The sequence below is a fragment of the Pseudomonas sp. FP1740 genome, from assembly GCF_030687165.1.
Classification (GTDB): Bacteria; Pseudomonadota; Gammaproteobacteria; order Pseudomonadales; family Pseudomonadaceae; genus Aquipseudomonas.
In genome coordinates, this window is the sequence record NZ_CP117461.1 from 371,457 (window position 1) to 395,213 (window position 23,757).

At 60.8% G+C, this 23,757-nt stretch carries 19 protein-coding genes; 18 read left to right on the top strand and 1 reads right to left on the bottom strand.

Annotated elements, in window-relative coordinates; all coding sequences use genetic code 11:
• The first annotated feature begins 33 nt into the window (after window positions 1–33).
• Entirely contained in the window at window positions 34–603 is a 570-nt protein-coding gene (locus PSH69_RS01675; RefSeq protein ID WP_305410848.1) for a lipocalin family protein, read from the top strand.
• A gap of 60 nt (window positions 604–663) precedes the next feature.
• On the opposite strand, the gene PSH69_RS01680 is transcribed toward PSH69_RS01675, so the two are convergent.
• Window positions 664–2,028 carry a formimidoylglutamate deiminase gene (locus tag PSH69_RS01680; RefSeq protein WP_204123945.1) on the bottom strand — a complete coding sequence of 455 codons (1,365 nt, stop codon included), beginning with the start codon at window positions 2,026–2,028 and terminating at the stop codon, window positions 664–666.
• Between the two features lie 146 nt (window positions 2,029–2,174).
• On the opposite strand from PSH69_RS01680, the gene hutC reads away from it, so the two are divergent.
• The 17 genes from hutC (at window position 2,175) to mdoH (ending at window position 23,757) form a co-directional block, all read left to right on the top strand.
• Window positions 2,175–2,885: a histidine utilization repressor gene (hutC, locus tag PSH69_RS01685; protein ID WP_162135916.1), complete on the top strand. Its 711-nt coding sequence runs from the start codon at window positions 2,175–2,177 to the stop codon at window positions 2,883–2,885.
• Between the two features lie 23 nt (window positions 2,886–2,908).
• Complete coding sequence (locus PSH69_RS01690) at window positions 2,909–3,478, top strand: HutD family protein (RefSeq protein WP_305410849.1); 570 nt, start codon at window positions 2,909–2,911, stop codon at window positions 3,476–3,478.
• Between the two features lie 450 nt (window positions 3,479–3,928).
• Window positions 3,929–5,611 (top strand): urocanate hydratase, encoded by a 1,683-nt coding sequence (gene hutU / locus PSH69_RS01695; protein ID WP_305410850.1) that lies wholly within the window; start codon window positions 3,929–3,931, stop codon window positions 5,609–5,611.
• A gap of 170 nt (window positions 5,612–5,781) precedes the next feature.
• Window positions 5,782–6,750, top strand: a complete 969-nt coding sequence (locus PSH69_RS01700) for an ABC transporter substrate-binding protein (RefSeq protein WP_018929183.1) — start codon at window positions 5,782–5,784, stop codon at window positions 6,748–6,750.
• 70 nt (window positions 6,751–6,820) lie between these two features.
• Window positions 6,821–7,672: a proline/glycine betaine ABC transporter permease gene (locus PSH69_RS01705; protein ID WP_018929182.1), complete on the top strand. Its 852-nt coding sequence runs from the start codon at window positions 6,821–6,823 to the stop codon at window positions 7,670–7,672.
• A complete protein-coding gene (locus tag PSH69_RS01710; protein WP_096481383.1) occupies window positions 7,669–8,499 on the top strand; it encodes a glycine betaine/L-proline ABC transporter ATP-binding protein in 831 nt (276 codons plus the stop codon). The genes PSH69_RS01705 and PSH69_RS01710 overlap by 4 nt, the downstream gene beginning before the upstream one ends.
• Window positions 8,500–8,657: 158 nt before the next feature.
• A complete protein-coding gene (gene hutH, locus PSH69_RS01715) occupies window positions 8,658–10,181 on the top strand; it encodes a histidine ammonia-lyase (protein ID WP_305410851.1) in 1,524 nt (507 codons plus the stop codon).
• A gap of 113 nt (window positions 10,182–10,294) precedes the next feature.
• On the top strand, window positions 10,295–11,833 hold the full coding sequence (hutH, locus tag PSH69_RS01720; RefSeq protein WP_305410852.1) for a histidine ammonia-lyase: 1,539 nt from the start codon (window positions 10,295–10,297) through the stop codon (window positions 11,831–11,833).
• A 153-nt stretch (window positions 11,834–11,986) separates the two neighbouring features.
• Entirely contained in the window at window positions 11,987–13,396 is a 1,410-nt protein-coding gene (locus PSH69_RS01725; protein ID WP_305410854.1) for an amino acid permease, read from the top strand.
• 17 nt (window positions 13,397–13,413) lie between these two features.
• Window positions 13,414–14,619, top strand: coding sequence for an imidazolonepropionase (hutI, locus tag PSH69_RS01730; protein WP_305410855.1), 1,206 nt, complete (start codon window positions 13,414–13,416; stop codon window positions 14,617–14,619).
• Between the two features lie 10 nt (window positions 14,620–14,629).
• Entirely contained in the window at window positions 14,630–15,430 is an 801-nt protein-coding gene (gene hutG, locus PSH69_RS01735) for an N-formylglutamate deformylase (protein WP_305410856.1), read from the top strand.
• A gap of 239 nt (window positions 15,431–15,669) precedes the next feature.
• Complete coding sequence (locus tag PSH69_RS01740; protein WP_305410857.1) at window positions 15,670–16,617, top strand: choline ABC transporter substrate-binding protein; 948 nt, start codon at window positions 15,670–15,672, stop codon at window positions 16,615–16,617.
• Window positions 16,617–17,537 carry an alpha/beta hydrolase gene (locus tag PSH69_RS01745; protein ID WP_305410858.1) on the top strand — a complete coding sequence of 307 codons (921 nt, stop codon included), beginning with the start codon at window positions 16,617–16,619 and terminating at the stop codon, window positions 17,535–17,537. The genes PSH69_RS01740 and PSH69_RS01745 overlap by 1 nt, the downstream gene beginning before the upstream one ends.
• A gap of 115 nt (window positions 17,538–17,652) precedes the next feature.
• Window positions 17,653–18,624 carry a prolyl aminopeptidase gene (gene pip, locus PSH69_RS01750; protein ID WP_018929173.1) on the top strand — a complete coding sequence of 324 codons (972 nt, stop codon included), beginning with the start codon at window positions 17,653–17,655 and terminating at the stop codon, window positions 18,622–18,624.
• Window positions 18,621–19,058 (top strand): D-aminoacyl-tRNA deacylase, encoded by a 438-nt coding sequence (gene dtd, locus PSH69_RS01755; protein ID WP_258672065.1) that lies wholly within the window; start codon window positions 18,621–18,623, stop codon window positions 19,056–19,058. The genes pip and dtd overlap by 4 nt, the downstream gene beginning before the upstream one ends.
• 321 nt (window positions 19,059–19,379) lie before the next feature.
• Entirely contained in the window at window positions 19,380–21,194 is a 1,815-nt protein-coding gene (locus PSH69_RS01760) for a glucan biosynthesis protein G (RefSeq protein WP_305410860.1), read from the top strand.
• Complete coding sequence (gene mdoH, locus PSH69_RS01765; protein ID WP_305410861.1) at window positions 21,187–23,757, top strand: glucans biosynthesis glucosyltransferase MdoH; 2,571 nt, start codon at window positions 21,187–21,189, stop codon at window positions 23,755–23,757. The genes PSH69_RS01760 and mdoH overlap by 8 nt, the downstream gene beginning before the upstream one ends.

Here is a 23,757-nt window from a genome sequence, read left to right on the forward strand (position 1 = left end):
ACCGGGGCTTTTCGCCCACGGGAGAAAAAAATAATGAAGCGGTTCCTGATCGTTCTTTTTGCCGGCCTGGTATTGGCCGGCTGCGCCTCTTCTGGCGTAGATCCGTTGGCGCCCAAGACCGTCAATAGTGTCAACCTCAAGCGTTACCAGGGAACCTGGTACGAATTGGCGCGTCTGCCGGTGTATTTCCAGCGTAACTGTGCGCAATCCGAAGCCCATTACAGCCTCAAGCCTGACGGTGAGATGGCGGTGCTGAACCGCTGCCTGACCTCGCAATGGCAATGGGAAGAGGCCAAGGGCAGGGCTTATCCACAGGTACCCGGCAAGGCCGACAAGCTGTGGGTCGAGTTCGATACCTGGTTCTCGAGACTGATACCCGGAGTGTCGAAGGGAGAATACTGGGTGTTGTACGTCAGCGATGACTACAAGACCGCGATTGTCGGCGACCCGAGCCGCCATCATCTCTGGCTGCTGTCACGGACCCCGACGGTCAATGGCGTAATGCGTGAAGAACTGCTGAGCAGGGCGCGTCAGCAGGGCTATGACACGACGCGACTGATCTGGCGTACGTCGGATAGCAAGATGGCCAAGACCTCGAACTAACGGTCACCGAAGAGCAAAAACTGTGGGAGTGAGCAGGCTCGCTCCCACAGTTTTTTTGCGTCAGCCCAAGAGATCGCGCAGGACTTGGGTGAATGCCCGGTTACTCTCTTCCTCGTCGGCATGCCGCCCATCGCGCACGACCCACTGGCCATTGACCAGCACATCCCGGACTTGGCGATCGCCACCGGCAAACAGCCAACGATTGAGAATCCCGTCGCCACTGGCCGTCGCCAGGTACGGATCGTTGCCGTCCAGCACCAACCAATCCGCGCGCTTGCCGACTTCCAGGGCGCCGATCGGCTGCCCCAACGCCTGGGCGCCGCCATCCAGCGCTGCGTCGTACAGCGTGCGGCCGACCATCGGCTGATTCGCGCCATACAACCGATTACGCCGCTGATCGCGCAGACGCTGGCCGTATTCCAGCCAGCGCAATTCTTCCACCACGCTCAACGACACATGGCTGTCGGAACCGATACCCATGCGCCCGCCCTGCGCCAGGAAGTCCACCGCCGGGAAAATCCCGTCGCCGAGGTTGGCTTCAGTGGTCAGGCATAGGCCGGCGATGGCGCGGCTCTTGGCCATGAGCGTGACTTCTTCCGGGTTGGCGTGGGTGGCGTGGACCAGGCACCAGCGTTGATCGACTTCGGTGTTTTCGTACAGCCATTGCAGCGGACGGCGACCGCTCCAGCTAAGGCAGTCGTCGACTTCCTTCTGCTGCTCGGCGATGTGAATGTGCACCGGGCACTGCTTGTCGCTGGCCGCCAGCACTTCGCTGATCTGCTGCGGTGTGACCGCGCGTAACGAGTGGAAACACAGGCCGAGCGACTGCGCCGGTTGCTGCGCCAGAATCGGCTGCAAACGCGACTGAAGCTTCAGGTAGTTTTCGGTGCTGTTGATAAAGCGGCGCTGGCCTTCGTTCGGGGTCTGGCCGCCGAAGCCGGAATGGCTGTAGAGCACCGGCAGCAAGGTCAAACCGATACCGGCGGAGCTGGCCGCCTGGCTGATGCGCAGTGCCAGTTCGGCCGGGTCCGCATACGGCTGGCCATTATTGTCGTGATGGACGTAATGAAATTCAGCGACCGATGTGTAACCGGCCTTGAGCATTTCGATGTACAGCTGACGGGCGATAACGCCGAGTTGGTCCGGGCTGATTTTTCCGACGAGCCGATACATCAGATCGCGCCAGGTCCAGAAACTGTCATTCGGATTACCCGCCACTTCCGCCAGGCCGGCCATGGCCCGCTGGAAGGCGTGGGAGTGTAAATTCGGCATTCCCGGCAGCAGCGGACCGCTCAACCGTTCGGCGCCATCTGCGTGGGAATCGGCCTGGATATGGGTCAGCACGCCATCGGCGTTGACTTCAAGACGTACATTGTTGGCCCATCCACTAGGCAGCAGCGCGCGTTCGGCAAAGAAGGCGGACATGGTTCAGCACCCCATCGTGTGTTATTTGTATATACATATACAGACGTTTGCCTGCTCGGTAAACTCCGGCAAGCTAGCAACCTCTACCAAATGAACAAGGATTAACCGTGCCGACTCCGCCTGCAGTCTCCCCGTTGGCCGCGAACATGGGCGACAGTCCGGCGCCCTTGTACGCCCGCGTAAAACAGATGATCACCCAGCAAATCGACAGTGGAAACTGGCCGCCGCACTACCGCGTTCCGTCGGAAAGCGAGCTGGTCAGCCAGCTGGGTTTCAGCCGCATGACCATCAACCGCGCCCTGCGCGAGATGACTGCCGACGGCCTGTTGGTGCGTATGCAAGGCGTCGGAACGTTCGTCGCCGAGCCGAAAAGTCAGTCTGCGCTGTTTGAAGTGCATAACATCGCCGACGAGATCGCCTCCCGTGGTCATCGTCACACGTGCAAGGTGATCACCCTCGAAGAAGAGGCCGCCGGTTCCGAGCGGGCCCTGGCCCTGGACATGCGCGAAGGCCAGAAGGTGTTCCACTCGCTGATCGTGCATTTCGAAAACGATATCCCGGTGCAAATCGAAGACCGTTTCGTCAACGCGCTGGTGGCTCCGGACTACCTCAAGCAAGACTTCACCCTGCAAACGCCTTACGCCTATCTGAATCAGGTCGCGCCGTTGACCGAAGGCGAGCATGTGGTCGAAGCGATTCTCGCCGAGCCGTCCGAATGCAAGCTGCTACAGATTGAAAAGGGTGAACCGTGCCTGCTGATTCGTCGCCGCACCTGGTCCGGCCGTCAGCCAGTGACCGCCGCCCGCTTGATCCACCCCGGTTCCCGTCATCGTCTGGAAGGGCGGTTCCATAAATAAGAGCCATAAGTAGAGAGACATAAATGGGGCAGTTGAAGGTCTTACGCGCAACCGATTACCCGCGCATGCCGTGGAAGAACGGCGGCGGCAGCACTGAAGAAATCACCCGTGATACGGGGGTAGGCCTTGATGGTTTTGGCTGGCGCCTGTCGATTGCCGACATCGGCGAGTCGGGCGGTTTTTCCACCTTTGCCGGTTATGAGCGGGTCATCACCGTGCTGCAAGGCGAGGGCATGACCTTGCGCGTCGATGGCCAGGACACGCGGGCGTTGTTACCGCTGGACCCGTTTGCCTTCAGTGGCGAAAGTCATGTGTCCTGCGCATTGCTTGGTGGGCCGATTCGCGACTTCAACCTGATTTATGCGCCGGATCGTTACAGTGCGCGGTTGCAGTGGCTGGAAGGCAAGCAGCGGTTTTTTAGTGAAACCGGGACTCTGCTGGTGTTCAGTGTCAGTGAAGCGCTGGAAGTGAAGGTCGGTAACAGCGCATCGCAACTCGGTCGCCATGATTGCCTGCAACTGGACGGTAACGTCGGTCTGCAGGACGTCGCCATCAATGGTTCGTGCTGCATCATTGAGCTGACTGCACGCTGATCCAATATCGAGTCGCCTCTATCGCGGGCAAGCCTCGCGCCCACAAGGTCGATGACAATCTTGTGGGCGCGAGGCTTGCCCGCGATGCTTTTCGTCCTCGCAAATCCGTTCCCCATCGCGCACTAATTTGTTACCGAACGCCCCAGCGTGGCGCAATACCATGCTCAAGTAACAATCGGCACGTCCCCGAATAAATCCCCGCGAAAAATTTCACTTACGGCAGAACCCTTGATCCAGGCGCTTTCCAGCCCTGTAAGAAATTTTCTTGGATGCTCATTCAACAAGTTGGCCGCTTGATTGCATATGCTTGTATGTACAAGTAAAGACGTATGTGTATGAGTCACGAAGACTCAACCATCGTCCACTGATTCGCTGATGTGCACTGATGCCCATCGGCTTGCTCGCCCACTACCTGGGTTGGTTTGGATTGATTGCTGAGGAGTTCTTTTCGTGACTGAGAATAAACCTACTAAGTTTCGTGACGTTGAAATCCGTGCTGCCCGCGGTAACAAGCTGACCGCCAAGAGCTGGCTGACTGAAGCGCCGCTGCGCATGCTGATGAACAACCTCGACCCGGAAGTCGCCGAGAACCCTAAAGAACTGGTGGTTTACGGTGGTATCGGTCGTGCGGCACGTAACTGGGAATGCTACGACAAGATCGTCGAAAGCCTGACCAACCTGAACGACGACGAGACCCTGCTGGTGCAATCCGGCAAGCCGGTCGGCGTGTTCAAGACCCACAGCAACGCACCACGCGTTCTGATTGCCAACTCCAACCTGGTACCACACTGGGCGAACTGGGAACACTTCAACGAACTCGACGCCAAAGGCCTGGCCATGTACGGCCAGATGACCGCCGGCAGCTGGATCTACATTGGCAGCCAGGGCATCGTTCAAGGCACCTACGAAACCTTCGTCGAAGCCGGTCGCCAGCACTACAACGACAACCTGACCGGCAAGTGGGTACTGACCGCTGGCCTGGGTGGCATGGGCGGCGCTCAGCCTCTGGCCGCAACCCTGGCTGGCGCTTGCTCGCTGAACATCGAATGCCAGCAGATCAGCATCGATTTCCGCCTGAAGACCCGCTACGTCGACGAGCAAGCCACCGACCTCGACGACGCTCTGGCCCGTATCGCCAAATACACCGCCGAAGGCAAGGCTGTCTCCATCGCCCTGTGCGGCAACGCGGCTGAAATCCTGCCGGAACTGGTTCGTCGCGGTGTGCGTCCAGACATGGTCACCGACCAGACCAGCGCCCACGACCCGCTCAACGGTTACCTGCCAGCCGGCTGGACCTGGGACGAATACCGCGCTCGCGCCAAGACCGAACCTGCTGCCGTGGTCAAGGCCGCCAAGCAATCGATGGCCGTTCACGTCAAAGCGATGCTCGATTTCCAGAAGCAAGGCATCCCGACCTTCGACTACGGCAATAACATCCGTCAGATGGCGCAAGAAGAAGGCGTGGAAAACGCATTCGACTTCCCGGGTTTCGTACCGGCTTACATCCGTCCACTGTTCTGCCGTGGCATCGGCCCGTTCCGTTGGGCTGCGCTGTCGGGCGACCCGCAGGACATCTACAAGACCGACGCCAAAGTCAAAGAACTGATCCCGGACGACGCCCACCTGCACAACTGGCTGGACATGGCTCGCGAGCGCATCAGCTTCCAGGGTCTGCCGGCACGTATCTGCTGGGTTGGCCTGGGTCTGCGCGCCAAGCTCGGTCTGGCGTTCAACGAAATGGTCCGTAGCGGTGAATTGTCCGCGCCAATCGTGATCGGTCGCGACCACCTGGACTCCGGTTCCGTATCCAGCCCGAACCGCGAAACCGAATCGATGCAGGACGGTTCCGACGCCGTGTCCGACTGGCCACTGCTCAACGCTCTGCTGAACACCGCGAGCGGCGCGACCTGGGTTTCCCTGCACCACGGCGGCGGCGTCGGCATGGGCTTCTCCCAGCACTCGGGCATGGTGATTGTCTGCGACGGTACTGACGAAGCGGCCGAGCGTATCGCTCGCGTGCTGCACAACGACCCGGCCACCGGTGTCATGCGTCACGCCGACGCGGGTTACCAGATCGCGATCGACTGCGCCAAGGAACAGGGGCTGAACCTGCCGATGATCACCGGCAAATAAGAGAAAAGACCACTGCAGGAGCTGTCGCGGCAGCTCCTGCAGAGATCACGATGTTGCAGACCCAACAATAAGCGGGGCGGGTCGCGCGTAGCGCAGGCCTGATTGGACGTGGACAGGGCTGGATGCCTCTTGACTGCCGTAAGCCAACTCATGATTAGGAGCGTCACACAATGAAATCGAACAAGACCCTGCTGACCACTTTGCTTTCCATGGGCCTGCTGGCCAGTGCCGGTGCTACCCAGGCGGCTGGCTGGTGCGAATCGGGTAAACCGGTGAAATTCGCCGGCCTGAACTGGGAAAGCGCCATGCTGCTGACCGACGTGCTGCAAGTCGTGTTGGAGAAAGGCTACGACTGCAAGACCGACAGCCTGCCGGGCAACTCCATCACCATGGAAAACGCCCTGAGCAGCAACGACATCCAAGTGTTCGCCGAAGAGTGGGTCGGCCGCAGCGAAGTCTGGAACAAGGCCGAGAAGGCCGGCAAGGTCGTCGGTGTCGGCGCTCCGGTGGTGGGTGCCGTCGAAGGCTGGTACGTGCCGCGCTACGTGATCGAAGGCGACGCCAAGCGCAAACTGGAAGCCAAGGCGCCGGACCTGAAAAACATTGCCGATCTGGCTAAATATTCCGCGGTATTCAAGGACGCCGAAGAGCCATCCAAAGGGCGTTTCTACAACTGCCCGGCCGGTTGGACCTGCGAGCTGGATAACAGCGAAATGCTGAAAAGCTACGGCCTGGAAAACAGCTACACCAACTTCCGTCCAGGCACCGGCCCGGCGCTGGATGCGGCGGTGCTGTCGAGCTACAAGCGTGGCGAGCCGATCCTGTTCTACTACTGGTCGCCAACCCCGCTGATGGGCCAGATCGACGTGGTCAAACTGGAAGAAAAACCGGGTGTCGACAAGCGCGTGACCATCAAGGTCGGCCTCTCCAAGACTTTCCACGAGCAGGCCCCGGAACTGGTGACCGTGCTGGAAAAGGTCAACCTGCCGATCGACCTGTTGAATCAGAACCTGGGGCGTATGGCCAAAGAGCGGATCGAGTCGCCAAAACTGGCCAAGATCTTCTTGAAGGAACATCCTGAAGTCTGGCACGCGTGGGTGAGCGAAGACGCAGCCAAGAAAATCGACGCGGCCTTGTAGGTTGAGCCTCTCCGACTGTCGGCAACGGCAGTCGGATGCTTGATCGCAACCCCTTGATTGAGAGTCTCTTATGTTTCCCGAAAGCTTTACCTTTTCCATCGCCGACTGGGTCAACGGTTGGGTCGATACGCTGGTCACCAACTACGGCGACGTGTTCCGCAGCATCTCCGACACCCTGCTGTGGGCCATCGTCAATCTTGAAGGGCTGCTGCGTGCGGCACCCTGGTGGCTGATGCTGGCGATCGTGGCGGGCGTGGCCTGGCACGCGACCCGCAAAGTCGTGACCACGGCGGTCATCGTCGGCCTGCTGTTCCTGGTGGGCGCGGTCGGTCTCTGGGACAAGCTGATGCAGACCCTGGCGCTGATGATGGTGGCGACGGTCATCTCGGTGCTGATCGGCATTCCGTTGGGCATTCTTTCTGCGCGCAGCAATCGCCTGCGTTCGGTGTTGATGCCATTGCTGGACATCATGCAAACCATGCCGAGCTTCGTGTACCTGATCCCGGTGCTGATGCTGTTCGGCCTGGGCAAGGTCCCGGCGATTTTCGCTACCGTTATTTACGCTGCGCCGCCGCTGATCCGCCTGACCGATCTGGGTATTCGCCAGGTTGACGGTGAAGTGATGGAAGCGATCAACGCCTTCGGTGCCAACCGCTGGCAGCAACTGTTCGGCGTGCAACTGCCGCTGGCCCTGCCGAGCATCATGGCCGGGATCAACCAGACCACCATGATGGCCCTGTCGATGGTGGTGATCGCCTCGATGATCGGTGCCCGTGGCTTGGGTGAAGACGTATTGGTGGGGATTCAGACCCTCAACGTCGGACGTGGTCTTGAGGCCGGTCTGGCGATCGTGATTCTGGCAGTGGTGATCGACCGCATTACACAGGCGTACGGTCGTGCACGGCATGAGGTGAGCAAATGAGCAACGCAGCCATCAGCAAGATCGAAGTCAAAAACGTCTTCAAGATTTTCGGCAACCGTTCCAAGGATGCGCTGGCCATGATTAGCCAGGGCAAAACCAAAGACCAGGTATTGGCCGAAACCGGTTGCGTGGTCGGCGTGAATGACCTGTCGCTGAGCATCGGCACCGGCGAGATCTTCGTGATCATGGGCCTGTCGGGTTCCGGCAAGTCGACCCTGGTGCGTCACTTCAACCGCCTGATCGACCCCACCAGCGGCGCGATCCTGGTGGACGGCGTGGACATCCTGCAATACGACATGGAAGCCCTGCGGGAATTTCGCCGGCACAAGATCAGCATGGTGTTCCAGAGCTTCGGCCTGCTGCCGCACAAAAGCGTGCTGGATAACGTCGCCTACGGCCTGAAAGTGCGTGGCGAGAGCAAGCAGGTGTGCTCCGAGCGCGCGCTGCACTGGATCAATACCGTGGGCCTGAAGGGCTACGAAAACAAATACCCGCATCAGCTTTCCGGCGGTATGCGCCAGCGTGTGGGCCTGGCGCGCGCCCTGGCGGCGGACACCGACATCATCCTGATGGACGAAGCTTTCAGCGCCCTCGACCCGCTGATCCGCGCCGAAATGCAGGACCAGTTGCTGGAACTGCAAAAGACCCTGCACAAGACCATCGTCTTCATCACCCACGACCTCGATGAGGCCGTGCGCATCGGCAACCGCATCGCGATCCTCAAGGATGGCCGGCTGATTCAGGTCGGCACGCCACGAGAGATCCTGCATTCGCCGGCGGATGAGTATGTAGACCGGTTCGTACAGCGGCGGGCTGCGGTGGTTTAAAGGTCGATCGTTCCCACGCTCTGCGTGGGAATGCATCCCGTGACGCTCCGCGTCACACATGCGCAGGGCTTGAGCCTTGCGCTGACAACGGGACGCGGAGCGTCCTTGGCGGCATTCCCACGCAGAGCGTGGGAACGATCAAGTTCAAGAGGTTAATGATGTCCCAGGCTGAAAAAATCGTTATCGCCGATGCCCCGTTGCGTTGGCAGGATGTGGTCGCGGTCGCCCGCCATGGCGCGCAGCTCGAGCTGTCGGCCCAAACCTGGGCGCGGATCGAAAATGCCCAGGCGATCGTCCAGCGCATCGTCGCCAGCGGCGAGCGTGCCTATGGCGTCAACACCGGCCTGGGCGCCTTGTGCAACGTCTCGCTCAAGGACGAACAACTCAGCCAGCTGTCGCGCAACACCTTGCTCAGCCATGCCTGCGGCGTCGGTGCTCCACTGTCCGACGAGCAGACTCGCGCGATTCTCTGCGCCGCGATCCACAACTACAGCCATGGCAAATCCGGCATTCACCGCCGGGTGGTCGAAGCGTTGCTGGCGTTGCTCAATCGCGGCATCACTCCGCAAGTGCCGTCCCAGGGGTCGGTCGGTTATCTGACCCACATGGCCCACATCGGTATCGCGCTGATGGGCGTCGGCAATGTCAGCTATCGCGGGCAGATCGTTTCTGCACAACAAGCCTTGGCCGAAGAAGGTCTGCAACCGGTTCAACTGGGTGCCAAAGATGGTTTGTGCCTGGTCAACGGCACACCGTGCATGACCGGCCTCAGCTGCCTGGCCCTGGCCGATGCAACGAACCTGGTGCAGTGGGCCGATGTGATCGGCGCCATGAGCTTCGAAGCCCAGCGTGGCCAGATTGCCGCGTTTGATGCCGAGATCATCGCGCTCAAACCGCATCCGGGCATGCAGCAGGTGGGTATCAATCTGCGAGCGTTGCTCGACGGCAGTGAAGTGATCGCCAGCAGCAAAGGCATTCGCACTCAGGATGCGCTGAGCATTCGCTCGATTCCGCAAGTGCACGGCGCTGCCCGCGATCAGCTGGAACACGCCAGAAAGCAGATCGAAACCGAGCTCAACTCCGCGACTGACAACCCGTTGCTGCTGGGCACGCCGGACAACTTCCGCGTCATGTCCCAGGCCAACCCCCACGGCCAATCGGTTGCTTTGGCGGCTGACTTGCTGGCAATCGCCATGGCCGAAATCGGCTCCATCGCCGAGCGTCGCCTGGACCGCTTGGTCAACCCGCACGTCAGCGGTTTGCCGGCCTTTCTGGTGGCCAACCCGGGCGTGAACTCCGGGATGATGATCGTGCAATACGTCGCTGCGTCGCTGTGTGCGGAAAACCGCCAGTTGGCGCAACCGGCGGTGCTCGATAACTACGTCACTTCGGGCTTGCAGGAAGACCACCTGAGCATGGGCACCAACGCCGCACTGAAGCTGCATCGCGCGTTGGAAAACTGCACGCAGATCCTCGCCATCGAGTACCTGTTGGCGGCTCAGGCTTTTGAATTCCTGAAAGAACAACGCTTCGGCGCCGGCACCGATGCCGCGTGGCGCCTGCTGCGCGAACGTATTCCGGCCTACGACCAGGACCGCTGGCTGGCGCCGGACATCGCCAGCGCCGCGGCTGTTTTGAAAGACCCGATTTTGCTGCACAAGGCTGTACCGAACCTCAACTGATTTCCACAACCACCAGCGTGCCAAGGCGCGGCCCCTCCAAAAGGCGGGACGCGACGGACAACGGATATCTCCGGAGCGTCTGGTTAGTTAATAAAAATGCTCTCAAAAGGAGAATGAATGTGACTGCGCTTAATTTGATTCCCGGCCAACTGAGCCTTGCCCAACTGCGTGATGTGTATCAGCAACCGGTCAAAGTCACCCTCGACGAAAGCGCTTCGGCGCAAATCGAAGCCAGCGTTGCCTGCGTGGAACAGATCCTCGCCGAGAACCGCACCGCGTATGGCATCAACACCGGTTTCGGCCTGCTGGCCTCGACCCGCATCGCCAGCGAAGACCTGGAAAACCTCCAGCGCTCGCTGGTGCTGTCCCATGCCGCCGGTGTCGGCGAGCCGATCAGCGACGCCCTGGTGCGGCTGGTCATGGTGCTCAAGGTCAACAGTCTGAGCCGTGGTTTCTCCGGTATTCGTCGTCAGGTGATCGACGCACTGATCGCGTTGATCAATGCCGAGGTTTACCCGCATATTCCTCTGAAAGGTTCGGTCGGTGCATCCGGCGATTTGGCGCCGTTGGCGCATATGTCGCTGGTGCTGCTGGGCGAAGGCAAGGCGCGTTACAAAGGTGAATGGCTGCCCGCCACCGAAGCGCTGAAAGTCGCCGGTCTGACACCGCTGACCCTGGCAGCGAAAGAAGGTCTGGCGCTGCTCAACGGCACTCAGGTGTCCACCGCCTACGCCCTGCGTGGCCTGTTCGAAGGCGAAGATCTGTTCGCCGGCGCCCTGGCCCTTGGCGGCCTGACGGTCGAAGCGGTACTGGGTTCGCGCTCGCCATTCGACGCGCGTATTCATGCCGCTCGCGGCCAGAAAGGCCAGATCGACGCCGCTGCCGCTTACCGCGATTTGCTGGGCGAGCGCAGTGAAGTGTCTGATTCGCACCAGAACTGCGAAAAGGTCCAGGATCCGTACTCCCTGCGCTGCCAGCCGCAAGTCATGGGCGCCTGCCTGACCCAGTTCCGTCAGGCCGCCGAAGTGCTTGCCATCGAAGCCAACGCCGTATCGGACAACCCATTGGTGTTCGCCGCTGAAGGCGACGTGATCTCCGGCGGTAACTTCCACGCCGAGCCGGTGGCCATGGCTGCCGACAACATGGCCCTGGCCATCGCCGAAATCGGCTCCCTGAGCGAGCGCCGCATCTCGCTGATGATGGACAAGCACATGTCGCAACTGCCGCCGTTCCTGGTGGCCAATGGCGGCGTGAACTCCGGCTTCATGATCGCTCAAGTAACGGCAGCGGCACTGGCCAGCGAGAACAAGGCGCTGTCCCATCCGCATTCGGTGGACAGCCTGCCGACTTCCGCCAACCAGGAAGACCACGTGTCCATGGCGCCGGCTGCCGGCAAGCGTCTGTGGGAAATGGCCGAGAACACTCGCGGGATTCTCGCGGTGGAATGGTTGGCCGCGGCCCAGGGGCTGGACCTGCGCGACGGTCTGAAAACCTCGCCAAAACTGGAAAAAGCCCGGGCGATCCTGCGTGCTGAAGTGCCGTTCTATGAGAAGGACCGCTTCTTTGCGCCGGACATCAATGCGGCCAGTGAGTTGTTGGCTACGCGTTGCCTGAATGACCTGGTGACGGCGAAGTTGCTGCCTAGCCTGTAATAGCTCCTTCCCTGATGATCGTTCCCACGCTCTGCGTGGGAATGCAGCCCGTGACGCTCCGCGTCACTGGACGCGGAGCGTCCCCAGAGGCATTCCCACGCGGAGCGTGGGAACGATCATTTAGCGTCGAATAAGAATAATTAAGGACGAGAGATGCAACAGCCAGCAAAAGGTTTGAAACGCGGGCTCTCTGCCCGACATATTCGCTTCATGGCACTGGGGTCGGCGATCGGCACCGGGCTGTTTTACGGTTCTGCCTCGGCCATTCAAATGGCTGGCCCCGCGGTCCTGCTCGCTTACCTGATCGGTGGCGCGGCGGTGTTCATGGTCATGCGCGCCCTTGGCGAGATGGCGGTGCATAACCCGGTGGCCGGCTCATTCGGTCAGTACGCCAGCACTTATCTGGGACCGATGGCGGGCTTTATCCTCGGTTGGACCTACGCATTTGAAATGGTCATCGTCGGTATGGCCGATGTGACCGCGTTCGGCATTTACATGGGTTTCTGGTTTCCGGAAGTCTCCCGCTGGATCTGGGTGCTGGGCATCGTTTCGGTGGTCGGCGGCTTGAACCTGTGCAACGTCAAAGTCTTCGGTGAAATGGAGTTCTGGTTGTCGCTGCTCAAGGTCGCGGCCATCGTCGCGATGATCCTCGGCGGTTTCGGCATCATGCTGTTCGGTATCAGCAATGCGCCCGGTGCCCAGGCGACCGATATCAGCAACCTCTGGACCCAGGGCGGCTTCATGCCCAATGGCGTGGGCGGCTTGATCGCCTCGTTTGCGGTGGTGATGTTTGCCTTTGGTGGTATTGAAATCATCGGCGTTACCGCCGGTGAAGCCAAAGACCCGCAGCATGTGCTGCCTCGCGCGATCAATGCCGTACCGTTGCGAATCCTGCTGTTCTACGTGCTGACGATGCTGGTGCTGATGTCGATCTTCCCGTGGCAGCAGATCGGCAGCCAAGGCAGCCCGTTCGTGCAGATTTTCGACAACCTGGGGATCAGCTCGGCGGCGACCATCCTCAACATCGTGGTGATCTCGGCGGCGGTGTCGGCCATCAACAGTGACATATTCGGCGCGGGCCGCATGATGTATGGCCTGGCTCAACAAGGGCACGCACCGAAAGGCTTCGCTCGCTTGTCACGCAATGGCGTGCCGTGGTTGACGGTAATGGTGATGAGCTGCGCGCTGCTGCTGGGTGTGTTGCTGAACTACCTGATCCCGGAAAACGTGTTTCTGCTGATCGCCTCCATCGCGACCTTTGCCACGGTGTGGGTCTGGCTGATGATTCTGTTCACCCAGGTGGCCATGCGTCGCTCCATGAGTGCCGAGCAGGTCGCACAATTGAAATTCCCGGTGCCGTTCTGGCCCTATGCGCCGATGGCGGCGATTGCCTTCATGCTGTTCGTCTTCGGCGTGCTGGGCTATTTCCCGGACACCCAGGCGGCGTTGATCGTTGGCGTGGTCTGGATTGCATTGCTGGTGCTGGCCTACCTGACGTGGGTCAAGCCGGCGGCAGGCAAGGCGGTACCGGTGGAACAGGAACCTTCTTTTTCTCATCGATAACCTAACGGAGGCCAAGGATGAAAACGCTCTGGCAACACTGCCACGTCGCAACCATGGCGCAAGGCGTCTACTCGATCATCGAGGATGCGGCCATCGTGACGTCCGGTGCGCACATTCAGTGGATTGGTCCGCGCGGTGAACTGCCGGCCGGTGAGTACCCGGCGGTCAATGACCTCAAGGGGGCCTGGGTCACTCCGGGCCTGATCGACTGCCACACCCACACGGTGTTCGGCGGCAACCGCAGCGGCGAATTCGAGCAGCGCCTGCAAGGCGTCAGCTACGCGGAAATCGCCGCAGCCGGCGGCGGCATTGCCAGCACCGTGCGCGCCACCCGTGCCGCCAGTGAAGATGAGCTGTTCGCCAGCGCTGCCAAGCGGCTGAAAAGCCTGATGCGCGATGGCGTGACCACGGTCGAAATGAAATCCGGCTACGGCCTGGACCTGGCCAGCGAACGCAAGATCCTGCGGGTGATCCGTCGTCTCGGCGCCGAGCTACCCGTCAGCGTGCGCAGCACGTGCCTGGCGGCCCACGCCTTGCCGCCGGAATACACCAACCGCGCCGACGCGTACATCGATCACATCTGTAGCGAAATGCTCCCGGCCCTGGCGGCTGAAGGGCTGGTGGATGCGGTGGACGCTTTCTGCGAGTACCTGGCGTTTTCGCCAGAGCAGGTCGAGCGGGTGTTCATCGCCGCGCAGAACCTCGGCTTGCCGGTGAAGCTGCACGCCGAGCAATTGTCATCGCTGCACGGTTCGAGCCTGGCGGCGCGTTACCACGCACTGTCCGCCGATCATCTGGAGTTCATGACCGAAGATGACGCCATCGCCATGGCCAAGTCCGGCACCGTCGCGGTATTGCTGCCCGGCGCGTTTTACTTCCTGCGGGAAACCCAATTGCCACCGATGGAAGCTTTGCGCAAACACGGGGTGAAAATCGCCATCGCCAGCGATCTCAACCCGGGCACCTCGCCGGCGTTGTCGTTGCGCTTGATGCTGAACATGGCCTGCACCTGCTTCCGCATGACCCCGGAAGAGGCGCTGGCGGGCGCGACTATTCATGCCGCCACCGCGTTGGGCATGGGCCAAACCCACGGTTCGCTGGAGGCCGGTAAGGTCGCAGACTTCGTCGCCTGGCAAATCGATCGTCCGGCCGACCTGTCGTACTGGCTGGGCGGCGACCTGGAAAAACGCGTCGTGCGTCACGGCGTTGAAACAAGCGTTTAGGAGAGCAGTTGTGGATAAGGTTCTGAACTTCAAACAAGGCCGCGTGCCACTGCTGATCAGCATGCCCCACGCCGGCCTGCGCCTGACCCCGACGGTGGAAGCGGGGTTGATCCCCGACGCGAAAAGCCTGCCGGACACCGATTGGCATATCCCCAGGCTTTATGAATTCGCCGCCGAACTGGGCGCCAGCACCCTGGCGGCCGAGTACTCGCGGTTTGTCATCGACCTGAACCGGCCGTCCGACGACAAGCCTTTATATGTCGGCGCCACCACCGGTCTGTATCCGGCGACGCTGTTCGATGGCGTGCCGTTGTTCCGCGAAGGGCTGGAGCCGTCGGCTGCAGAGCGGGCGACGTATCTGGAGCAGATCTGGACGCCGTACCACCGCACCTTGCAGGAAGAACTGGCACGGCTGAAAGCCGAGTTCGGCTACGCGCTGCTGTTTGACGCGCACTCGATCCGCTCGGTGATCCCGCACCTGTTCGACGGCAAGCTGCCGGACTTCAACCTCGGCACTTTCAACGGCGCCAGCTGCGATCCACAGTTGGCCACACAGCTGGAAGCGATCTGCGCGAAGCACACCGATTACAGCCATGTGCTGAACGGTCGCTTCAAGGGCGGTCACATCACCCGGCATTACGGCAACCCGGCCGAGAACATTCATGCCGTGCAACTGGAGTTAGGCCAGTGCACGTACATGGAAGAGTTCCAGCCGTTCCGTTATCGCCCGGACCTGGCGGCACCGACGCAAGTGGTGCTTAGGGAATTGCTGCAAGGGCTGTTGGCGTGGGGCGAAAAGCACTACGGCTGACTGATTGTTCCCACGCTCCGCGTGGGAATGCCTCTAGGGACGCTCCGCGTCCAGTGACGCGGAGCGTCACGGGCTGCATTCCCACGCAGAGCATGGGAACGATCGGTTGAGACAGTCGCCACCGTGCAAAACACGGTCGCCACAGGTCACTTTTGCCGACTCGGCGCTGCGTAACGTTGTGGGCACGGTGCACAAAGACACCGGGCCCACAATAATCTGCTGCCGAGCGAGCCTTCCCGATGAAACGACTGTTCAACCGCTGTCTGTTAATCCTCACCGGCACTGCTCTTCTGAGCACCAGCGTTTTCGCCAACGACCCCGCTTCCTGCAAGACCGTGCGCATGGGCGTGGTCAACTGGACCGACGTCATTGCCACCAGCGGCATGGCTGATGTGCTGCTCAATGGCCTTGGTTATGAAAGCAAGCAAACCAGCGCCGTGCAGCAAATCATCTTCGCCGGCATTCGCGACAAACGCCTCGATATCTTCCTCGGCTACTGGAAACCGGCGATGGACAAGAACATCGCCCCGTTCGTCGCGGCCAATCAAGTGAAGGTCATGGACAAACCGAGCCTGGCCGACGCCCAGGCAACGCTCGCCGTACCTGACTACGTCGCTGCCGTCGGCCTGAAAACCTTCGCCGATATCGCCAGATTCAAGGATCAGTTGGGCGGCAAAATCTACGGCATCGAGCCGGGCAGCGGCGCCAATACCACCATCAAAACCATGATCGAGACCAATCGCTTCGGCTTGAAGGACTTCAAGCTGATCGAGTCCGGTGAGGCCGGGATGCTCGCCGCCGTGCAACGGGCGGTCAATCGCAAGGAGTTCGTGGTGTTCGTCGGCTGGACCCCGCATCCGATGAACATCAACATGAACATCGCCTACCTGACCGGCAGCGAAGACGTCTACGGCCCGAACGAAGGCGCGGCGACCGTTTCCACCGTGACCGCGCCGGACTATGCCGAGCGTTGCCCGAACGTGAACCGTCTGCTGGAAAACCTGACCTTCACCGCTGCCCAGGAAAGCCAGTTGATGGTGCCGATCATGGAGCGCAAGACGCCGCAGGATGTCGCCAAACAGTGGCTGCGTGATCATCCCGAAGACCTTCAGCGCTGGCTGGCGGGTGTCAGCAGTTTCGATGGCAAGGATGGCGTGGCAACCGTTCAGGCCAGTTTGAAACCCTGATGGCCGCGTATCCGATCTCTGCGCAGATGTCGGCATTCGTCGAGAAAACCCTCAGCTTCAACAGCACTGACAGCAGCCTCGCCGGTATGCGTCAGGCCTACAGCGAGATGTGCCGGGCGTTTACCCCGCCACATCCCGCGGGGCTTGAGGTGGTCGATTTCGAGTTGGCGGGAGTCGCGGTGCGCGCCTGGCAACCACCGGTTCCGCCGCCGACCAACGGTTGGCCCTGCATTGTGTATCTGCATGGCGGCGGTTGGGTGGTGGGGGATCTGGACTCCCACGACTTCATCTGCGCCGAACTGGCATCGGTGCTCGGTGTGTTGGTGATCGCCGTCGATTATCGGCTGGCGCCGGAGCATCCGTTTCCAGCGGCGTTCGATGACTGCCTGAGTGTCTGGCGTGCGTTGCGCACGGGGCCGTTTCAGCTCGACCCGGCGCGGACGCTGGTGGCCGGCGACAGCGCTGGCGGCAACCTCGCCGCTGCGCTGTGTCTGGCCTTGCGCGATGCCGGCGAACCGGCGCCTTGTGCACAGGTGCTGATCTACCCGGGCCTGGGCGGTGATCACCGATTGCTGTCGCGCAGCGAATGCGCCGACGCGCCATTGCTCAGCAGCGGCGATCTGGATTGTTATCACGCGTTGTATTTACGCGGAACCCGACAGCCGGGTGCTTATGCGATGCCGTTGCTCGGCGACGATTTCAGCGGTCTGCCGCCGGCATTGATCGCCGTGGCGCAGTTCGACCCGCTGCGCGATGACGGCGTGCTTTACGCCGGGCGACTCAACGCCGCCGGCGTGAGCGCAATGCTTTACTACGGTCAGGGGCTGGTTCACGGTTGTTTGCGGGCGCGGGGGCAGGTTGCCGAGGTCGACCGACTCTATGAAACCCTGCTCGGCTATTTGGCTGACAAGACGGGCTGACAAGCGCTGACGCGGCAAGGGGCATGCTCATTGAAGTAATTCGGGTTTATGATGCCGGACGGCAGAATAATAGAAGTCCCTACAGGGATGACCTCGACCCCTTACGGAGCGCGCAATGCAGACTTTGTACCCGCAGATCAAACCCCACGCCCGGCACGATCTGGCCGTCGATAAAACCCATACGCTGTATGTCGACGAAAGCGGTTCACCGGAAGGTTTGCCGGTAGTGTTCATTCACGGCGGCCCTGGCGCCGGGTGTGATGCGCAGAGCCGCCGGTATTTCGATCCGAACCTGTATCGCATCGTCACCTTCGACCAGCGCGGTTGCGGTCGCTCCACGCCCCACGCCAGCCTTGAGAACAACACCACCTGGGATCTGGTCGCCGACCTCGAGCGGATCCGCAAGCACCTGGGCATCGACAAATGGGTGCTGTTCGGCGGTTCCTGGGGTTCGACCCTGGCCCTGGCTTACGCGCAAACCCACCCGGAGCGCGTGCACGGTCTGATTCTGCGCGGGATTTTTCTCTGCCGTCCCCAGGAAATCGAGTGGTTCTACCAGTGTGGCGCCAGTCGCCTGTTCCCCGATTACTGGCAGGACTACATCGCGCCGATCCCGCTGGACGAGCGCGACGACTTGCTCACGGCATTCCACAAACGCCTGGTCGGAAACGACCAGATCGCCCAGATGCACGCGGCCAAGGCCTGGTCCATCTGGGAAGGCCGCACCGCGACCTTGCGTCCGAACCCGCTGGTGGTCGATCGTTTCTCCGAACCCCAGCGTGCGTTGTCCATCGCCCGCATCGAATGCCACTACTTCACCAACAACGCTTTCCTTGAGCCGAACCAACTGATCCGCGACATGGGCAAGATCGCCCATCTGCCCGGCGTCATTGTCCATGGTCGCTATGACGTGATCTGTCCGCTGGACAACGCCTGGGAACTGCATCAAGCCTGGCCGAACAGCGAATTGCAGGTGATCCGCGACGCCGGCCATGCGGCGTCCGAACCGGGGATCACCGATGCATTGGTACGCGCCGCCGATCAGATGGCCCGTCGCTTGCTCGACCTGTCGCCTGACGAAGCATGAAGGCCCTGCTGCAGCGCGTGCGCGGCGCGCGAGTCGAGGTCGCGGGAGAGGTGGTGGGTGCGATAGATCAGGGGTTGCTGGTGCTGGTGGCGGTCGAACCCGACGACACGCAGGCCAGCGCCGACAAACTTCTGCATAAACTGCTTAACTATCGAGTATTCAGTGACGCCGAGGGCAAGATGAATCTGTCCTTGGCGGACGTGGGCGGCGGGTTGTTGCTGGTCTCGCAGTTCACCCTGGCCGCCGATACCAAAAACGGGTTGCGTCCGAGTTTTTCGACTGCGGCCCCTCCGGCCTTGGGCGAGGCGCTGTTCGACTATTTATTGGGCAAAGCGAAACAGGTGCATGGCACTGTGGCATCAGGTAGATTCGGCGCGGATATGCAGGTGCATCTGGTCAATGATGGCCCGGTAACCTTCCTGTTACAGACGTAAAAGCTCTTGAAACATGTTTTTAAGGGCGTTTCGGCTAAAAACAGGGGTTTATCCCGATAAATACTTGCTTCCCCCTGATGCGTTGTAACGCGGCCTACTAGATAATCGCGCGCTACGGGGATCAGCGTTCGTTGGTCCATTTTGACTTAGGTAGAGACTTGTCCGCGGCCTGTTGGGGAATCATTTTGCCCCATGGGAGTCGGAACAATGCTCGCCAACTTGGCAAGAGTGGTCCGCAGGGTCGGTTTTTTCCCACCGTACACCGTGCTGGCACTTTAACTGGCCGTTGGTTTTTTGATCTGTTTTCGGCGAGGGTTGCTCGTGATTGTTAGTCCCTGTAATGCACCAAAATTGTCTGCCAAACGGTTTCGAAATGCTCTGGTAGCGGGCTCTGCACTGCTCTGCCTGTTCAGCGCCGGCCAGCTTTGGGCATTCGATCTGGATGACGTATCGGTCAAGGCAAAAGAGCTGGCCGGGCAAAAATACGAAGCCCCGCGCAGTAACCTGCCGAACGAATTCCGCGAGATGAAATTCGCGGACTATCAAAAAATTCGGTTCCGCACCGAAAAAGCCGAGTGGGCCGGTCAGAAAACCCCATTCAAGCTGTCGTTCTATCACCAGGGCATGCACTTCGATACGCCGGTGAAAATCAACGAAATCACGGCCAACACCGTCGAAGAGATCAAATACGACCCGAGTCGTTTCGATTTCGGCGACGTGAAATTCGATCCTAAAGCCACTGAACAACTGGGTTATGCCGGTTTCCGTGTGCTGTACCCGATCAACAAGGCCGACAAGCAAGACGAAATCATGACCATGCTCGGCGCGAGTTATTTCCGCGTTGTCGGCAAGGGCCACACCTATGGCTTGTCCGCTCGCGGCATGGCCATCGATACCGCCTTGCCGTCCGGCGAAGAGTTCCCGCGTTTCACCGAGTTCTGGATTCAGCAGCCGAAGCCGGGCGACAAGCACCTGGTGATCTTCGCCCTGCTGGATTCGCCGCGCGCCACCGGTGCCTATCGCCTGACCCTGCGTCCGGGCAGCGACACGGTCGTCGACGTCAAGGCCAAGATGTTCCTGCGTGACAAGGTCACCAAACTCGGCGTTGCGCCGCTGACCAGCATGTTCCTGTTCGGCGCCAACCAGCCGTCGAAAGTGCTGAACTACCGTCGCGAACTGCACGACTCCAGCGGTCTGTCGATCCATGCCGGCAACGGCGAATGGATCTGGCGTCCATTGAACAACCCGAAACACCTGGCCGTGAGCAACTTCTCGATCGAGAACCCGCGCGGTTTCGGCTTGCTGCAGCGTGGTCGTGACTTCAGCCACTACGAAGACCTCGATGACCGCTACGACAAGCGCCCAAGTGCCTGGATCGAGCCGAAAGGCGATTGGGGCAAGGGCTCCGTCGATCTGGTGGAGATTCCTACCGCTGACGAAACCAACGACAATATCGTTGCTTTCTGGAGCCCGGAAAAACTGCCAGAGCCTGGCCAGTCCCTGGACGTCGCCTATCGCATGCACTGGACCATCGACGAAGCCTCCCTGCATTCGGCGGACAGCGCCTGGGTTCAACAGACCCTGCGTTCCACGGGTGACGTGAAGCAGTCGAACCTGATTCGTCAGCCGGACGGCAGCGTGGCCTACCTGGTGGATTTCCAAGGTCCGTCCCTGCAAGACTTGCCGGAAGATGCCGAAGTGCGCAGTCAGGTGAGTGTTGGCGACAACGCGGAACTGGTCGAGAACAGTGTCCGTTATAACCCTGAAACCAAGGGCTGGCGCCTGACCCTGCGGATGAAGATCAAGGATCCGGGCAAGTCCACCGAAATGCGTGCAGCCCTGGTCAAGACCATCACGCCTGCCGAGACGATCAAGACCACTGCGCCAGCGTCCAGCTCTTCCGTTGCCAAGGCCGACAAGATCGCCGCCCGCCAGCAGGAGAAGAAGGACAAAGAAGCCAAGGAAGCCAAGCAAGCTGAAGCGCAAGCCCAGCAAGTCAAGGACACCAAGGACAAGGACAACAAAGACGCCAAGCAGCCTGTTGCTGCCGAAGCGGCCCCTGCCACACCGGAATCGGCACCGACTGAACAAGTCCTGACCGAGACCTGGAGCTATCAGTTGCCCGCCGATGAGTAATTCACAAGTACAGCCACAAACGCTTGCCGAGTACCTGGCGCATTTGCCGATGACCGACGAGCAGCGCGCGGAACTCGCGGACTGCAAGTCTTTCAGTGAGTTGCATGAACGTCTGTCGTCCCAGGCGTTCGACGCGCCCACCGATGCCGCCCAGGCGTCGGTCGGGCGGCGTCTGACCCTGAACACCGCCGAAGAACTGGCGGATGCGCAAATGTTGGGACTCGACGCCAGTGGTCGGGTTTGCCTCAAGGCAGCCCCGCCGATCCGTCGGACCAAAGTCGTTCCGGAGCCATGGCGCACCAATATTCTGGTGCGTGGCTGGCGTCGGCTGACCGGTCGCACCAACCCGCCGAAGCCGCCGAAAGACGAGAACGTGTTGCCAGCAGCTCGCTGGCGCACCGTCGGTTCGATCCGTCGTTACATTCTGCTGGTGCTGATGCTCGGTCAGACGATCGTCGCCGGCTGGTACATGAAAGGCATCATGCCGTACCAGGGCTGGTCGTTCGTCGATCTGGAAGAAGTCCTGCACCAACCGCTGCTGCAAACTGCGGCCCAGGTGCTGCCTTACGTGTTGCAAACCAGCATCCTGATTCTGTTCGGGATTCTGTTCTGCTGGGTGTCGGCCGGTTTCTGGACCGCGCTGATGGGCTTCCTCGAGTTGATCACCGGTCGCGACAAGTACCGCATTTCCGGCGCCAGCGCCGGCAACGAGCCGATCGCCAAGGATGCACGCACCGCATTGGTGATGCCGATCTGCAACGAAGACGTGCCGCGGGTATTCGCCGGTTTGCGGGCGACCTTCGAGTCGGTTGCAGCCTCGGGTAACCTGGATCGCTTCGACTTTTTCGTGCTCAGCGACAGTAACGACGCCGATATCTGCGTCGCCGAACAGCAGGCCTGGCTGGACGTCTGCCGTGAAGCCAAGGGCTTCGGCAAGATCTTCTACCGCCGCCGCCGTCGTCGCGTAAAACGTAAAAGCGGCAACCTCGACGACTTCTGCCGTCGTTGGGGTGGTGACTACAAGTACATGGTCGTGCTCGACGCCGACAGCGTGATGAGTGGCGAATGCCTGAGCAGCCTGGTGCGCCTGATGGAAGCCACGCCGGACGCCGGGATCATCCAGACCGCGCCGCGTGCGTCGGGCATGGACACCCTTTATGCGCGTATGCAGCAGTTCGCCACCCGTGTGTACGGTCCACTGTTCACCGCTGGCCTGCACTTCTGGCAGTTGGGCGAATCCCACTACTGGGGCCACAACGCGATCATCCGCATGAAGCCGTTCATCGAGCACTGCGCCCTGGCGCCGTTGCCCGGTAAAGGCGCGTTCGCCGGTGCGATTCTGTCCCACGACTTCGTTGAAGCGGCGCTGATGCGCCGTGCCGGCTGGGGCGTGTGGATTGCCTATGACTTGCCGGGCAGCTACGAAGAACTGCCACCGAACCTGCTGGACGAACTCAAGCGTGACCGTCGCTGGTGCCACGGCAACCTGATGAACTTCCGGCTGTTCCTGGTCAAAGGCATGCACCCGGTACACCGCGCGGTGTTCCTGACAGGCGTGATGTCTTACCTGTCGGCGCCGTTGTGGTTCTTCTTCCTCGTGCTGTCGACGGCCCTGCTGGCGACCAATACGCTGATGGAGCCGCAGTACTTCCTGGAACCGCGCCAGCTCTATCCGTTGTGGCCGCAATGGCACCCGGACAAGGCGATCGCGCTGTTCTCGACGACCATCGTGCTGCTGTTCCTGCCGAAGCTGCTGAGCATCATCCTGATCTGGGCCAAGGGCGCGAAAGAGTTCGGTGGCAGGTTCAAGGTGACGCTGTCGATGCTGTTGGAGATGTTGTTCTCCATGCTGCTGGCGCCGGTGCGGATGATTTTCCACACCCGTTTCGTGCTCGCCGCGTTCCTCGGCTGGGCCGCGACCTGGAACTCGCCGCAACGTGACGACGACTCCACGCCGTGGAGCGAAGCGGTCAAGCGCCACGGTCCGCAAACCTTGCTGGGTTTCTTCTGGGCGTTGCTGGTGATCTGGCTGAACCCGAGCTTCCTCTGGTGGCTGGTGCCGATCGTCGGTTCGCTGATGCTGTCGATTCCGGTGTCGGTGATCTCCAGTCGTGTCGGCCTGGGCCTGAAGTCCCGTGACGAGAGCCTGTTCCTGATTCCTGAGGAATACAATCCGCCGCAGGCATTGCTGGCGACCGATCAGTACACCCACGAAAACCGCTGGCATGCACTGCACGACGGCTTCGTCCGGTCGGTGGTCGATCCTCAGCAGAACGCGTTGGCATGTGCGTTGGCGACCTCCCGTCACCGTGAGGCCGAGCCGATCGAATGGCTGCGCGTCGAGCGGGTTCGCCATGCGATGAAGGCCGGGCCTGAAGGGCTGACCAACAACGAGCGTGTGGCCCTGCTGAGTGATCCGGTGGCACTGGGTCGCTTGCATGAGCAAGTCTGGAGCGAAGGCCATGCCGAGTGGCTGCAGGCCTGGCGCACTTCAGTGGATGCCGATCCGCATGCGCCGCTGTTGCCGCTCAAACCGTTGAGCGTGCAGCCTCAGTTGGCATAA

Excerpts from the sequence above, each read along its gene's own strand:
- PSH69_RS01675 (WP_305410848.1), top strand. The coding sequence starts at position 34 with ATGAAGCGGTTCCTGATCGTTCTTTTTGCCGGCCTGGTATTGGCCGGC.
- PSH69_RS01680 (WP_204123945.1), bottom strand. The coding sequence starts at position 2,028 with ATGTCCGCCTTCTTTGCCGAACGCGCGCTGCTGCCTAGTGGATGGGCC.
- hutC (WP_162135916.1), top strand. The coding sequence starts at position 2,175 with ATGGGCGACAGTCCGGCGCCCTTGTACGCCCGCGTAAAACAGATGATC.
- PSH69_RS01690 (WP_305410849.1), top strand. The coding sequence starts at position 2,909 with ATGGGGCAGTTGAAGGTCTTACGCGCAACCGATTACCCGCGCATGCCG.
- PSH69_RS01700 (WP_018929183.1), top strand. The coding sequence starts at position 5,782 with ATGAAATCGAACAAGACCCTGCTGACCACTTTGCTTTCCATGGGCCTG.
- PSH69_RS01705 (WP_018929182.1), top strand. The coding sequence starts at position 6,821 with ATGTTTCCCGAAAGCTTTACCTTTTCCATCGCCGACTGGGTCAACGGT.
- PSH69_RS01710 (WP_096481383.1), top strand. The coding sequence starts at position 7,669 with ATGAGCAACGCAGCCATCAGCAAGATCGAAGTCAAAAACGTCTTCAAG.
- hutH (WP_305410851.1), top strand. The coding sequence starts at position 8,658 with ATGTCCCAGGCTGAAAAAATCGTTATCGCCGATGCCCCGTTGCGTTGG.
- hutH (WP_305410852.1), top strand. The coding sequence starts at position 10,295 with ATGAATGTGACTGCGCTTAATTTGATTCCCGGCCAACTGAGCCTTGCC.
- PSH69_RS01725 (WP_305410854.1), top strand. The coding sequence starts at position 11,987 with ATGCAACAGCCAGCAAAAGGTTTGAAACGCGGGCTCTCTGCCCGACAT.
- hutI (WP_305410855.1), top strand. The coding sequence starts at position 13,414 with ATGAAAACGCTCTGGCAACACTGCCACGTCGCAACCATGGCGCAAGGC.
- PSH69_RS01740 (WP_305410857.1), top strand. The coding sequence starts at position 15,670 with ATGAAACGACTGTTCAACCGCTGTCTGTTAATCCTCACCGGCACTGCT.
- PSH69_RS01745 (WP_305410858.1), top strand. The coding sequence starts at position 16,617 with ATGGCCGCGTATCCGATCTCTGCGCAGATGTCGGCATTCGTCGAGAAA.
- pip (WP_018929173.1), top strand. The coding sequence starts at position 17,653 with ATGCAGACTTTGTACCCGCAGATCAAACCCCACGCCCGGCACGATCTG.
- dtd (WP_258672065.1), top strand. The coding sequence starts at position 18,621 with ATGAAGGCCCTGCTGCAGCGCGTGCGCGGCGCGCGAGTCGAGGTCGCG.
- mdoH (WP_305410861.1), top strand. The coding sequence starts at position 21,187 with ATGAGTAATTCACAAGTACAGCCACAAACGCTTGCCGAGTACCTGGCG.